The sequence below is a fragment of the Methylocaldum sp. genome, from assembly GCF_035627495.1.
Lineage (GTDB): Bacteria > Pseudomonadota > Gammaproteobacteria > Methylococcales > Methylococcaceae > Methylocaldum.
In genome coordinates, this window is sequence record NZ_DASPLO010000115.1 from 1 (window position 1) to 13,600 (window position 13,600).

Annotated in this window: 14 protein-coding genes, 1 tRNA gene and 1 pseudogene; 10 read left to right on the forward strand and 6 right to left on the reverse strand. The window is 55.6% G+C overall.

The genetic code is table 11. From position 1 onward, the window contains the following. Nucleotides 1-158: 158 nt before the first annotated feature. The 4 genes from VEB01_RS09500 (at nucleotide 159) to tadA (ending at nucleotide 4,761) form a co-directional block, all read left to right on the forward strand. Nucleotides 159-1,082, forward strand: a complete 924-nt coding sequence (locus VEB01_RS09500; RefSeq protein ID WP_324874871.1) for a hypothetical protein — start codon at nucleotides 159-161, stop codon at nucleotides 1,080-1,082. A 154-nt stretch (nucleotides 1,083-1,236) separates the two neighbouring features. Next, nucleotides 1,237-2,700, forward strand: a complete 1,464-nt coding sequence (gene guaB / locus VEB01_RS09505; RefSeq protein ID WP_324874873.1) for an IMP dehydrogenase — start codon at nucleotides 1,237-1,239, stop codon at nucleotides 2,698-2,700. 20 nt (nucleotides 2,701-2,720) lie between these two features. Then, a complete protein-coding gene (gene guaA, locus VEB01_RS09510) occupies nucleotides 2,721-4,298 on the forward strand; it encodes a glutamine-hydrolyzing GMP synthase (RefSeq protein WP_324874875.1) in 1,578 nt (525 codons plus the stop codon). Nucleotides 4,299-4,308: 10 nt separating this feature from the next. Beyond that, complete coding sequence (tadA, locus tag VEB01_RS09515) at nucleotides 4,309-4,761, forward strand: tRNA adenosine(34) deaminase TadA (protein ID WP_324874877.1); 453 nt, start codon at nucleotides 4,309-4,311, stop codon at nucleotides 4,759-4,761. On the opposite strand, the gene mltF is transcribed toward tadA, so the two are convergent. Further along, nucleotides 4,758-6,206 (reverse strand): membrane-bound lytic murein transglycosylase MltF, encoded by a 1,449-nt coding sequence (gene mltF, locus VEB01_RS09520; protein ID WP_414675447.1) that lies wholly within the window; start codon nucleotides 6,204-6,206, stop codon nucleotides 4,758-4,760. The two genes, tadA and mltF, sit on opposite strands and share 4 nt — an antisense overlap. A 154-nt stretch (nucleotides 6,207-6,360) precedes the next feature. On the opposite strand from mltF, the gene VEB01_RS09525 reads away from it, so the two are divergent. Continuing rightward, a tRNA-Ser gene (locus tag VEB01_RS09525) sits at nucleotides 6,361-6,453 on the forward strand. Between the two features lie 462 nt (nucleotides 6,454-6,915). Here the strand turns inward: VEB01_RS09525 and VEB01_RS09530 are convergent. The 5 genes and pseudogenes from VEB01_RS09530 to VEB01_RS09545 all read right to left on the reverse strand — a co-directional run. Beyond that, the gene (locus VEB01_RS09530; protein ID WP_324874881.1) at nucleotides 6,916-7,083 is read right to left on the reverse strand and encodes a hypothetical protein; all 168 of its coding nucleotides are present in this window, start codon (nucleotides 7,081-7,083) and stop codon (nucleotides 6,916-6,918) included. A gap of 269 nt (nucleotides 7,084-7,352) precedes the next feature. Next, entirely contained in the window at nucleotides 7,353-7,874 is a 522-nt protein-coding gene (locus VEB01_RS09535) for a nucleoside-triphosphatase (RefSeq protein ID WP_324874883.1), read from the reverse strand. After that, complete coding sequence (locus tag VEB01_RS23080; RefSeq protein ID WP_414675446.1) at nucleotides 7,875-8,039, reverse strand: FmdB family zinc ribbon protein; 165 nt, start codon at nucleotides 8,037-8,039, stop codon at nucleotides 7,875-7,877. Between the two features lie 777 nt (nucleotides 8,040-8,816). Then, on the reverse strand, nucleotides 8,817-9,152 hold the full coding sequence (locus VEB01_RS09540) for a tyrosine-type recombinase/integrase (protein ID WP_324874894.1): 336 nt from the start codon (nucleotides 9,150-9,152) through the stop codon (nucleotides 8,817-8,819). Between the two features lie 113 nt (nucleotides 9,153-9,265). Then, nucleotides 9,266-9,922 (reverse strand): annotated as a pseudogene (locus VEB01_RS09545) (phage integrase N-terminal SAM-like domain-containing protein); the annotation flags it as partial. A 43-nt stretch (nucleotides 9,923-9,965) separates the two neighbouring features. Here VEB01_RS09545 and VEB01_RS09550 point away from each other — a divergent pair. The 5 genes from VEB01_RS09550 to VEB01_RS09570 all read left to right on the forward strand — a co-directional run. After that, nucleotides 9,966-10,529, forward strand: a complete 564-nt coding sequence (locus VEB01_RS09550) for a TMEM175 family protein (RefSeq protein ID WP_324874885.1) — start codon at nucleotides 9,966-9,968, stop codon at nucleotides 10,527-10,529. A gap of 122 nt (nucleotides 10,530-10,651) precedes the next feature. Further along, complete coding sequence (locus VEB01_RS09555; RefSeq protein WP_324874887.1) at nucleotides 10,652-11,602, forward strand: alpha/beta fold hydrolase; 951 nt, start codon at nucleotides 10,652-10,654, stop codon at nucleotides 11,600-11,602. A gap of 104 nt (nucleotides 11,603-11,706) precedes the next feature. Next, nucleotides 11,707-12,015 (forward strand): hypothetical protein, encoded by a 309-nt coding sequence (locus tag VEB01_RS09560; protein ID WP_324874889.1) that lies wholly within the window; start codon nucleotides 11,707-11,709, stop codon nucleotides 12,013-12,015. 55 nt (nucleotides 12,016-12,070) lie between these two features. Further along, a complete protein-coding gene (locus VEB01_RS09565) occupies nucleotides 12,071-12,556 on the forward strand; it encodes a cupin domain-containing protein (RefSeq protein ID WP_324874890.1) in 486 nt (161 codons plus the stop codon). Between the two features lie 287 nt (nucleotides 12,557-12,843). Further along, nucleotides 12,844-13,600 (forward strand): tyrosine-type recombinase/integrase (locus VEB01_RS09570; RefSeq protein ID WP_324874892.1); only part of this gene is annotated, 757 nt, incomplete at its 3' end.

Here is a 13,600-nt window from a genome sequence, read left to right on the forward strand (position 1 = left end):
TGATCGAATGCTTCTTTGGCAAAATCAAACACTTCCGAAGAATCTTTGCCCGCTTCGAAAAATTGCAGCGTAACTTCATGGGCTTTCTTCGCTTCGTCTCAGCACTCATCTGGTTGCGTTGAAATGTCAACAGAACCTAGTATAAAAACAGATACACCTTGGAGGATGAGATGTGGGATTTCAACTTGCTGGCCGCCACGCGGATCATCGAAAAATCAATGCCGTTCGTACTCTACCGGCTGCTGGTATGCTTGGCAGTGGCATTTGCTTATGTCTTTATGACCGCGGCGGGCGCCGGGACAGCAATTGGCCTAGGCTCCTTGAGCCAAAATCCGACCGCCTTCGCCACGGCCGGAGCTCTCGCAGGATTTATCGGGTGCGCCTTTTTAATGTACAAGCTCCGGGGAAACTTCCTCTATAACATTAAAGCGGGAAATCTGGCTTTGTTAGCCGAGCAGTCCAAAGGACAACCCATTCCGGAAGGCAAAGCTCAAATCGATTATGCGAAGCAACTCGTAGTACAGCGCTTTCCCAGCGCTTCCGGACTAGTGGAACTCGACTACACCATTAAGCAAACCCTGCAAAAACTCCCGGAAGCGTGTTTAGCTTCCAGCCTAAACAAGCTGAACAACCCGGGACTCTCCGGAGCATTGTCCTGGATCGCAGGACGGATCTTCGCCGCCAACCATCAAGCAGTTTTGGCTTGGCATTTCTTCTCAGGGGCGGACAATGCCTGGCAGTCGGCTCGAGATGTCTTGGCGGTTCACATCCAGCACTTTTCAAGACTGCTCAAGAACCGTCTTTACTTGAGTCTTTTTGAGCTCCTGGGCTTTGCAACCGGTTTCGCCGTCCTCCTAATCCCGATCAAAAGCATCACCGACGCGCTGCCCGTATCAATAGGCCTGTGGCAATACGTGTTCGCCGCTGCATTCGCCTGGACCTTGAAGGCCGCGTTTTTTGAACCCATCGCGCAAGCCGCCATGGCGCAAACTGTTTTTACTTTGATTGAACAAGGAATTGATCCCGATTCGAAAATGGAGATCAGCCGAAAAGCACCCATTTTTTCACAACATTCAAATTAGATCCGGCCCCGGAACTTGCACAGCGGAATACATAAACTGGGACAATGTAAATATCGGCAAACATTCAGATTCCACTCTTGAGCCGGGAATCCAATATTGCACCTAAAAGGCCTTTCCCATACAATCTGTGGATTTTAGTTGGCGGGAGCAAACCATGCGTGTCGTTCAAGAAGCGCTCACATTCGACGATGTCCTCCTTATTCCTGCTCACTCGGCCGTGCTGCCACGCGACGTCAGCTTAAGAACCCAGCTTACCCGCAACATCAGCCTCAACATTCCCCTCCTGTCCGCCGCCATGGACACGGTCACCGAGTCCCGCCTAGCCATTACCATGGCCCAGGAGGGCGGAATCGGTATCGTCCATAAGAACATGACCGTTGAACGCCAAGCTTATGAAGTTCATTGCGTCAAGAAATACGAGAGCGGAGTGATCAAAGAGCCCATCACGGTTTCTCCGAACACCACAATTCGGGAAGTCATGGAACTGACACGCTCTAGAAGAATCTCCGGCGTACCCGTTGTGGATGGGGAAAAGCTTGTGGGCATCGTCACCAGTCGCGACCTGCGGTTCGAAACCCGCTACGACGAACCGGTGACCAGAGCCATGACGCCCAAGGAGAAACTGGTTACCGTACAGGAAGGCGCCAGCAAGGAGGAAGCCATCCATCTCCTCCATAAACACCGGATCGAAAAAGTGCTGGTCGTTAACAACGACTTCCAGCTGCGGGGACTGATTACCGTCAAAGATATTCAAAAAGCCAAGGATTACCCCCAGGCTTGCAAAGACGAGCAGGAACGCCTTCGCGTCGGCGCCGCCGTCGGCACCGGACCGGGTACCGAAGAACGGGTAGCCGCTCTGGCGGAAGCGGGTGTCGACGTTATTGTGGTCGATACGGCTCACGGTCACTCCCAGGGCGTCTTGGATCGTGTACGCTGGGTTAAACAGAACTTCAGGCAAGTACAGGTGATCGGCGGCAATATTGCCACCGGCGAAGCAGCGAAGGATTTGGCGAAGGCGGGAGCGGATGCGGTCAAAGTAGGCATCGGCCCCGGCTCCATTTGCACCACCCGCATCGTGGCCGGGGTCGGAATCCCGCAGGTTACGGCCGTGGCCAATGTCGCCGAAGCGCTTAAAGGAACCGGCATTCCCATCATTGCCGACGGCGGCATTCGGTATTCCGGCGACGTTGCAAAGGCATTGGCCGCAGGCGCCCACTCTATCATGATCGGCGGACTATTCGCCGGCACCGAGGAAGCCCCTGGCGAAGTGGAGTTGTACCAGGGACGTTCGTATAAATCCTACCGCGGCATGGGTTCGTTGGGGGCCATGGCCCAGCAGCAGGGCTCAAGTGATCGCTATTTCCAGGAAAGCACCGATGCCGAAAAGCTCGTACCCGAGGGAATCGAAGGCCGCGTACCCTACAAGGGCAGCCTGATCGCAATCATTCATCAATTGATGGGTGGCGTACGTTCGGCCATGGGTTACACGGGTTGCGACACCATCGAAGCCATGCGCAACAATGCACGCTTCGTTCGAGTCACCACCGCCGGAATGCGGGAAAGCCATGTGCACGATGTGGCGATTACCAAGGAAGCGCCTAATTACTGGCTCGATTGAAAAGAACAACCGTAGGTTCCATGGCTTTAAATATCCATTCTCACAAGATCCTGATCCTCGATTTCGGATCTCAATACACGCAATTGATCGCACGCCGCATTCGAGAAATCGGCGTGTATTGCGAAATTCACCCGTACGACTGCGAGAAGCAGTTCATTCGCCAGTACCAGCCTCGGGGGATCATTCTCTCCGGAGGACCGGAGACCGTCACATTAGCGGACACGCCCCGAGCACCCGCCATCGTGTTCGACCTGGGATTGCCGATACTGGGCATCTGCTATGGAATGCAGACTATGGCCGAGCAGTTGGGCGGCCGGGTGGAAGCCTGTGCCCACCGCGAGTTCGGGTACGCGCAGATTCGTGCCCACGGCCACTCCCGCTTATTGTCCGATATCGAAGACCATACAACCCCGGAGGGTTACGGCCTACTTGACGTCTGGATGAGCCATGGCGACCAAGTAACGGTTTTGCCGCCCGGCTTCAAACTCATTGCTTCGACCGAGAGCGCTCCCATTGCGGGGATGGCGGACGAGACACGCGGCTACTACGGTCTTCAATTTCACCCGGAAGTTACCCATACCCGGCAGGGAAAACGCATTCTCGAACGTTTTCTGCAAGATATTTGCGGTTGCGAGGCGCTTTGGACGTCGCACAATATCATCGAAGACAGTTTAGCGACCATTCGCGCCAAACTGGGCAGCGAGCGAGTGATTCTCGGGCTCTCCGGCGGCGTGGACTCCTCGGTAGTCGCCGCGCTCTTGCACAAAGCCATAGGCGATCACCTTACTTGCGTGTTCGTAGATACCGGGCTCTTGCGTCTCGAGGAAGGCGACCAAGTTATGGCTACCTTCGCGCGGCACATGGGCGTTCGTGTTATTCGGATCAACGCAGAGGAAAGATTCCTGCAAGCGCTGAAAAACATCGACGACCCGGAGCAGAAGCGGAAAGCCATCGGAAAACTGTTTATCGAGATTTTCGACGAAGAGGCAGGCAAGATTACCGATGCCCGATGGCTGGCGCAGGGCACGATCTACCCGGATGTCATCGAATCCGCCGGCTCGAAAACCGGCAAGGCCCACGTCATCAAATCCCATCACAACGTAGGCGGCCTGCCGGAGCGCATGAATCTCAAGCTGGTCGAACCGTTGCGGGAGTTGTTTAAAGACGAGGTCAGACAGATCGGATTGGAACTCGGTCTTCCTTACGAGATGGTTTACCGCCACCCGTTCCCCGGCCCCGGTCTGGGCGTGCGCATTTTGGGCGAAGTCAAAAAGGATTATGCCGATTTGCTACGCCGCGCCGACGCGATTTTTATCGAAGAACTCTATCGGCACCAGCTGTACGACAAGGTGAGCCAGGCCTTCGCAGTATTTCTGCCGGTCAAATCGGTAGGCGTCATGGGCGACGGGCGCCGCTATGATTACGTCATCGCGCTGCGAGCCGTCGAAACGATAGACTTCATGACCGCCCGCTGGGCCCATCTGCCCTACGAATTTCTCGATCTCGTGTCGCGCCGCATCATCAACGAAGTCTCCGGCATCTCAAGGGTAACCTACGACATCTCGGGCAAGCCGCCGGCCACCATCGAGTGGGAATGATCCCCTATCCGTGACTCCGAGCGACGAAGATTGGATGCGCCGGGCGCTGGCACTCGCCAATCGCGCTGGCGACGCGGGCGAAGTACCGATAGGCGCGGTGCTGGTAAAGGCAAATACACTGATCGCCGAAGGCTGGAACTGCCCCATCGGCACAAACGATCCCACCGCCCATGCCGAGATCATGGCGCTTCGAGCGGCCGGCTCGCACCTCGGCAACTACCGGCTGATCGATACCGTTCTCTACGTGACCCTGGAGCCCTGCGTGATGTGCATGGGCGCCATCATTCATGCGCGCGTGAAACGGCTGGTATTCGGCGCCCCGGATCCTAAGCGGGGCGCCGTTTGCAGCGCATTGCAGCTAGCCGACTCCGAGTTTCTCAACCATAAGGTTGAATACCAAGGCGGCGTCTTGAAGGAGGACTGCGGCAACCTCCTCAGAGGCTTTTTTCAAGAAAGGCGCTAAACGCCCGCAGCCCGCGGCTTTCCAGGCCCCATGGCCATCCTACCGGTTTCATTTTCCTCGGTAAGCCAGACCAAGAGATCGTAGTATCGGCGTATGCTGTTGACATAATGAACGGCCAGAGCACCACGAGCTCTGCCGTACTTGGTTCTCCGATACCAATTGGGTTTGCCGAGCAGCGGCAACACTTTCTTGATTTCGATCCACTTGTCGGGATCGCCACCGCGTTTTACGACCAGATTCCGGGCGTCCTCGATATGACCATAACCAAGGTTGTAGGCCGCCAAGGCATACCAGGTACGATCCGGATCTTCAATCTGCGGCGGAATATTACCCAAGGTCTGCCGAAGATAAGACGCGCCGCCCCAAATGCTTTGGGCCGGATTAAACCGATCCGTTACCTTCAGCTCCTTGGCGGTGACGCCAGTCAGCATCATCATGCCGCGCACACCCTCGGGAGACACGGCCGTACTGCTCCATTTGGACTCCTGGTAAGCAATAGCGGCCAAGAGGCGCCAATCTATGTCATACCGTCTGCCCGCCTGCACAAACAAACGCTTGAACTTAGGCAAACGGGTCCGATAGTCGTGACGTAGCGAACTATCCAAAGCTATATCGAACGCTTCCGCATGGCCGTAATAGCGGTCAATCAGTTGATCCAGCGTTTTGTTTTCCTTGATCTCCCTGAAAAACCGAACGGTCTCGTCGTAGAGACTGGCATCCTCTGACATGGGCAAAGCCCAGGCTAGCTCCCGGGTTTTGCCGATATCGAAGGCGACCTGCAGCCGCGGATAATAGCGGCGCATGATCAATGCCTGATCCGAATTGGCGACGGTGTAATCGACCAATCCTTCACTAACGAGGAATAGAAGTTCGTGGACGTCCTGATCAAAATTGATTCGCCAATTAAGATCGCGATAGTCGCGCTTCAGCGCTTTGAGAGTAGTGACATGGCTGGTACCGGCCGAAACTTCCAATACGCCACCGGCTAAATCGGTAAGGCCGTTCGGCCGCGGACGGCTATCACTGTACAAGACTTGCTCGGCAAGAACGCGGTAAGGCGGCGCGAAGCGCAATTTCTTTTTCCGCGCCTCATCGATGATTAGCCCTGCCGCAGCTATATCCGCCCCTCCCTCATCAATGGCCTGGATTGCCTGCTTAGCCGAATCCGACACTATAAATTTCACTTTGACGTTGAGCCGTTTGGCAAAAAGCTCAGCCAAATCATGCTCCAGACCAACCGCTCCGTTGATACTTTCATAGTAAGTGGAGGGTCCATACCGGGTAACGACCCGCAGTTCGCCGGATTGCTTTATCCGCTCCAACTGAGTTAAAGGCTGGGATGTTTCTTGGACGCATCCCGAAAAAGAAGCTGCAAAGAAGAGATAAATAAAGAAACGGAAAAAGTTCGATTTTTCTAAAGCTGATTTTTGTTGTCGCTCCCCTATGAATTTGCTTTTATCGTCTACAATTTTTCTATGTTCTAGACTTCGGCCCAAGGTGTCTTTTAGGTTTAGGCCGAAGGGCATGATTTCTGACAAATTCATGTCCCCCACCATTTAGTTCTCAACAAGAGTGTCGTATCATATCAGCCTTTTCCGAGGAGAGGTACCGAAGCGGTCATAACGGCGCCGACTCGAAATCGGATGGGGGCAGAAATGTCCCACGAGGGTTCGAATCCCTCCCTCTCCGCCAAATCAAAGACTTGCGCTCCATAAGCATTCTTCGCTCAGCCTACAACTGACGAAAAGGTCAAATTTAGTGACCGTTTGTAGCTAAGCCATGCCGCATCATCGCATCCGACGGCTTCGACCCGCGCCAGCGAAAGCTTACGCTTCAGCGGCGCCAAAGCATTTTCACTTCCTATCTAATGAGGCCTTAGAATTTGAGAAGCCTCTTTTTTACACCTTCATCTTTATTCAAAGCCGACATTCAAGCAAAGTTGAAATCACCAATGCGTGATCGTCGGCTTTGGCCGAACAGCGGAGTTTAACTCGCCGACCCTGCCTGTCCGTTCAGGGCACTTTCCGGACTGCTCGCGGCATCGATCGCACTGACCGTCATTGCCCTGCGTTCCGCGCCGAATAGAGAGCCTTTCAATTTGTTGGCCGGCGTTAATCTCTGGCCCACAGAATATACTCGTAGCACGTTCCTATCTCACCGCAAGGAAACCCAAGGCTTGGATACTGCTGAGTATTTTCCTGTAGCGATCGCCATGGCATCTATGGGTTTTCTGGCTGGCAGCGCCGACGCCGGCTCATCATAATGCTTGAGCTGGCCAGTCGCGTCGATGTAGCGAAATCCCAAAGTGAGGGCTTGTTCCACCAGGCCCGCCGTGTGGCCCTTTTCCAGGCCGTCCCGTACCGAATATCTTGGGGATCCGCACCCCGTAAGCGGACCTCACGAAGTCGTTGTCTTTCATCGCTGCTCTTCGAGCAGAGGTTTGCAGCCGCCCGGCATTGGAACGCTAGCCGCCCAAACGCTTCGCCTCCGAGCTGCCCTGTTGAAGCGCATTCAACAGAATGCCGCTTCGATGAAAACTCCATGTGGAGCGAAATTGTGTCGACGGTGTCAGTCCGACAGACTCCTCTGCTTCAGGTGGTCTCAAGCCACCGCAGCACGTGCTCTGGCAGCGCATCTCGGTTGGCATGGCTTACCTCCCAGACGGTGGCCCCTGCGGCCTGTTTCGCTTCGGCGATGAACCCGCCGCCGCGCAGGGCGATCGTGGCGACCACAGGTCGCCTTCCGGAAAGAAGGCTCCGCATGGCCGCGATGAAACGCTCCGACAGGCATTCCATCTTCCCAATCTCATCGACCAAGTAAAGGTCCGCCTCCGCAGCGAGAGCTAGACACTTAGCGACTTGGTCAATGGCTTCGACATCGACGCCGTACTTCCCGACCCGATGGATCTTGGGAAGGCCCACATGCGCGATCACCCGTTCGGTCCCGTCGAACGCGACGAGACGAAACCCCTGCCGTTCGCCCGCCTCGCGGATCTCCTCCGTGAAAAACCCTCGAATTCTTCTACCCTTCAGCCGCTCGGCGACCCGCCGGAGGAGCGTGGTCTTGCCGACGCCGGGCACGCCCGTCAGCAGGAGTATGCGGGCAGACGTCATTCAGCTTTTCTTCGAGGTCTTAGCATAAAATCCGGTGAACGCCCGGGTGACCTTGTCACTCCCGCACTTCAGACACTTGGGCTTGGCGACCTCGTGCTCGGCCAGGCTCTCACGCTGCTCGAACCTCTCACCGCACTGTTGGCACCGATACTCGTAAATGGGCATGGTTCCCTCCCAGCCTGTTTTGCCTAGTAAGCGATTATATCTCGCAGCCGATTGGAGCGTAGACCGCTCAAGGGCTGTACAAGAACCTTTTCCGACTGGACCGGCTTAAAACATCGGCGCGGTATCCCTCCCTGCCGATCTTTGCAAGCAAGCCCTCGTCGGCAGTCGAATCAGCGCTTGATCTATCTCATCATTTTGCTTTGCGCCAGCCACTTTGGATGGCTCTTTTAACCACCCGTGATCAGCGATTTGATGAATATGCGGAGTTTCGATCAGCCAAGCCATCCGCACGTACCTTTCTGATTTCCACATGGTAACAGCCAATCACAGTGGACTTCCATTTGGCAAACACCGATTGCCTACCCAATGCCGCTTCCAAACTCCGGCCCGAGAGGAAATTTCAATCCACTGATTTTGAAAAAGTCTCGTTTGTGGACTTCGCCACATGAAAGTCCGCAAATCTGGAGAGGAGAGAGCGAAAAACGTGAAATTATCGCCGAACAAACCAAGATCTGACCGCTGTGCGGAAACCCGCCTGAACGGCCACTTTCGGGCAGTCGTTCAGGTGTTTTGAATGGACACAAAGTGCCCACTCCGGTCATTTATGCAGGGTACCCATAGCTACCGGTTCTCGGCCAAACCAGCCGTTCGACTGTGGCTCCTGATCTCCCTCCAGCGGCAGCTTTAGGGAATGGCCGCCAACTGGCGCTGTCGGCCAAGAGCCGACATTCAAGCGTCAGCCGGCACCTCATCGAGGCACCGGCGTCATACTAAAAGTCAGCAGGACTTTGGACAAGCTTGTCTCATGACGTGGGTGTAAATCATCGTCGTAGAGACGTCCTTGTGCCCCATCAGGTCCTGAATCGTCCGGATATCGATCCCGTTTTCCAGCAGATGGGTTGCGAACGAATGTCGAAAGCAGTGACAACTGACGGGCTTACTGATTCCCGCCTGACGAGCGGCCGTCTGTATGGCGCGCTGCAGAGTCTTTTCGTGGACGTGATACCGAGTCTGGCGCCCCGTATAAGGGTTCGTGCAAATGGTCTTCGATGGAAAGACGAACTGCCATCCCCACTCGTAACCAGCCTCGGATATTTCCTGGCAAGCGCGAATGGTAAGACTGCTTCGCCTAAGCCGGCGGAAAGATCGGCTTCGTGCAACCGCTTGACCCGTTCCAGGTGCACCCGCAACGGGTCCATCGCGCGATTCGGCAGCAGCGTAACCTGGTCTTTGCCCCCTTTGCCGTCGCGAACGAAGATCTGACGACCCTCAAAGTCGATGTCTTTAATCCAAAGGCCGAGACACTCATTGAGGCGCATGCCGGCCCCATAGAGCAGCGTTACCATCAACCATTTCGTTCCTTCAAGGGTGGTTAGCAGCGTTTTGGCCTCTGCCTGGGTCAGTACCGTAGGCAGCCTTTGCGGGCGCTTGGCGCGTGTCAGACCTTCGAGCCAAGGCAGTTTGATTTCTAGAACCTCCTTGTACAGAAAGGGTAGAGCGGCGAGTGCCTGATTCTGCGTTGCGGCGGCAACGCGACCTTCCATGGCGAGATGGTTCAGGAACGCGGTGACCTGGGAAGCCCCCATTTCAGCCGGATGTCGCTTCCCGTGAAAGAAGATGAATCGCTTGATCCAATGGATGTAGCTCCGCTCAGTGCGCAGACTATAGTGCTTGCGTCGAATCGTATCCCGCACCTGGTCGAGCAAGCGTGGCCGAAGGGGTAGTGCGGATTGTTGCGGGGTTTGCCTGTGGAGTCTCCAAGAAAATGTCTGGTTTGCCCCGACAATTAATATGCCAGGGAGACTCAACATGCCGGCTGGATTGAACTTTCTGCAACCGGTGAGCAGAATGTCGCCTTGTAAGCCGACACTTCGGTCGGCCATTACTCGTTAGGCACTTATGAATTGGCGCCATCCAACAGCAAACATGAGCACGGCTCGCCTGCAGGCCTTCAGCGACGCCGTCATCATCACCATTATGGTGTTGGAGCTCAAGGCGCCGAACGAACCGAGCTTGAGGGGGTTGCTTGCCGTGGCGCCGGGGTTTCTCAGTTACGTGCTGAGCTTCGTCGCACTGACCCTCATGTGGGTGGGCCACCACTATCTATTGCACCCTGTTCGCCTAGTCGATCGGCCACTACTCTGGGCAAACAGCAACCTGCTTTTCTGGATGTCCCTGGTCCCGTTCGCGGCCGCCTATCTCGGACACAATCCCGCCGAGCCGTTTGCCGTCGCTTTGTATTCTGTTGTTCTCGTGTGCGACATGGGCTCCTTCGCGCTGCTTCGTCACGTTGTGTTCCGCCAACCTGTCCATAACCAGGATCGGTCGAGGTATCATGCCGCAGTCCAGCGCCAGAATTTGATTGCAACCGCCGTGTATCTGCTCGCGGCCCCGCTCGCCTATGTATCGCTCTACTTGTCGTATGCAATCTTGGTGGTGATCCCCCTGTTCTACATCATGCCCGGGTATTGGCGAGTCAAGCGGCATTGATGACAAGGGCACTTCGAGCAAGGTGCTGGTTGCGTGCATCGCCTACCAATCATTCAACCCAACGTGTACCGCTTTGCGGCACACGTGGGTTAATGCAACGTTAGAGCTCTTAAGAAACGAACATGAACACAACCCTATTTATCGTTGCCGTGATCGTAATTGCAGCGCCGGTTCTGGTCTCTTTACTGATTGAGGCCATGCGAACGGAGCCGGATAGACCGGCGACATTATCCTGGGCGCCCGATCTCCCCGTACAATATACATTCATTGACGGTATCCGGTTACGTTACGTGAAGACCGGCGATGGACCGCCGCTGGTATTGCTGCACACGCTGCGCACCCAACTCGATATCTTCCAGAAGCTCATTCCTGAGCTTGCCAAGACTTTCACGGTCTATGCCCTCGATTACCCTGGACACGGCTGGTCGGACATCCCTGCGACGGATTACACCCCGGCGTTCTTCGTCGATATCGTTGGCAAGTTTCTCGATGCGCAGAGAATCGAGAACGCCACGCTGGCGGGCGTCTCGATCGGCGGCACGATCCCCTTGCTGCTTGCGGCGCGTCGGCATTCCAGCGTTGCCCGCGTCGTTGCTATCAATTCCTACGATTACGCTAAGGGCCGTGGCATCACCCGCGCGAACTTAGTGGCCTGGCTGGTCTTCACCTTGGCCCGTATCCCGGTACTTGGGGAAACCGTCATGCGCTTCCGCAATCCCCTGGTCGAACGCAAGATTATGGAAGGCGGGGTCGCCGAGTCCGATGCCCTACCAGAATCCTTCGTGCGTGAGACCTATGCGGTGGGTTGCCGCCGCGGCCACTATCGGGCTTTTTTGAATCTGATCCGCAATGCCCACAAATGGGACGAGGCCCGAGCGGAGTATGGCAAGATTTCCGTTCCGGTGCTCCTCGTCTATGGTGATCAGGATTGGTCGCGGGAATCGGAGCGGCGCGCCACCTTGGAGCGAATTCCCGGTGCCAAGCTGGAGGTGGTCAAGAACGGCGGACACTTCCTCAGCCTAGACCGTCCGCAGGATGTCATCCGGCTCGTTAGAGAATTCACGAATGTCTGAGCGAAGCGTTGCGCCACGCCCTGATCGAGATCTAACACATCGCCCCACACGGGCGCGCCCAAAAGCGGCGCGCCCGTGAGCTTGGCGCGTTAGATGGCAGGCAAATGGATTGCGAAACTATAAACAGAGTTGAAGTTCTTGATACAGGGGAATTGCTACTCGGCCTAGAAAGTCAAGGCAAGCCCATGTATCAGTATGTCTATCGCGAGGCAGCCGGTGTTTATTGGGATCAAAACAGATATGGCTTCAAATCTACCCCAATGAAAGAATGGTCGTGTTCTCAGTGGTTCAAACAAATTGTTGAAGTTGTACGCTCTGGAGTAGGAGTTGAGCTAAAGCTTGGTCCAAATGTTGTTTGGCTCAACGTGCCTGAACAGCAAAAGGCAGAAATACAGCGTGAAAAAGCCATCTAACGTTAGCTGGACGACCGGATCCTACGCATCTGCACCCGCTGAAAGGAGTCACACGATGCGAACAACAATCTTCACAGTGCTGTTGAGTCTACTGGCCGCCGCTTTGGTCGCGCAGCAGTTAAGCACGCAAGCGACGGCCGGCCAGGCGATGGGCGCGAGATACGAAGACCTGCAGTGGCAGACCATCGTCCCCGAGCTGGGTGCCGAGTCGCCGCAGATTGCGATTCTGCGCGTCGACCCAGTGACCCAGGCCACTCATTTGCTGATTCGCGTGCCGAAGCAAATACACGTCCCGATGCACTGGCACAGCGCCAACGAAACCCACACGGTCATACGCGGCAACTGGACATTCGAACACGAGGGCATGCGCCACCAGCTCGGCCCGGGTGGTTTCAATTACATCCCCGCCAAGATGCGCCACCAGGCATGGGCCTCAGACGATGCGCTGGTGTTCATCACGGTTGATTCCGCGTGGGATAACAATTGGGTCAGCGGTCCGCCAACCAAGGCACACTTGGGCAAAACGCCAGACGCCCGCTGAGGGAAAGAGTTAAAACTGGACTCGAACTGGCTAACATCCAAATGGAGCCGACGCGCCAGCCGTCCTGTGCGATCATGTCGCTGAGGCGCGCGGCTCATTTGGGCCGTTGAAATTTGCCAGCGAAGGTCCGGAATGGGTCGATGTACTAAACCGCTCGCGCGGTAGTTTAGTAGCGATGTCATGGCTGGTTTCAAGCGTATTCAATTTACCCTGTAGTTAGCGAAGCCTGACCTGTGATGAGGTTGGGGTGGCGATATGCCATTCCCCTCAACATAGGAGATCGAGTCATGAATCAGGCTACCCGACCGATCAGCGCGCTGCGCCAACGCATGATCGATGACATGATGATGCGCAGGCTCTCACCAAATACGCAGACTGCTTATATCAGAGCGGTTGCCAACTTTACCCGCTTCCGCGGTCGCTCGCCGGACGGGGCCGAAGCGGAGGACTTGCGACGCTATCAGTTGCATCTGGTTGAACAGGGCGTTTCCAGCACGACCCTGAATGCGACTTTGACCGGACTTCGTTTCTTCTTCGATATGACGCTCGATCGGCCCGAGCTCTTGAAGAAGATTCGACACGTCTATGAACCGCGCAAGCTCCCGGAAATCTTGAGTCTTGAGGAGGTCACGCGCTTGCTTCAAGCCGCTGGTGGCCTGAAGTACCAGGCTGCCCTCGGTACTGCCTACGGCGCCGGGCTGCGCGCCAATGAGGTTGTGCACCTGAAGGTGACGGATATCGACAGCGAACGCATGATCATCCGCGTCGACCAGGGTAAAGGTCAGCGCGACCGCCAAGCCATGCTCTCGCCGACTCTCTTGACGATCTTGCGGGCCTGGTGGCGGGAGGGCCGCAAACAGCGCCAACTGCTTCCCGGCGGCTGGTTATTCCCAGGGCAGAAGAACCGGGGGTGTAAAAAGAACTGTGTAATTGGTTTGTATAATCTGACAAAAAGGAAAATAAAGATGACCAGTGATACAGCCAAACAAGACGCCCTGTTAGACGAGTTGCTCAAAGGCTATTCGGATCCCAAGGACATTTTGG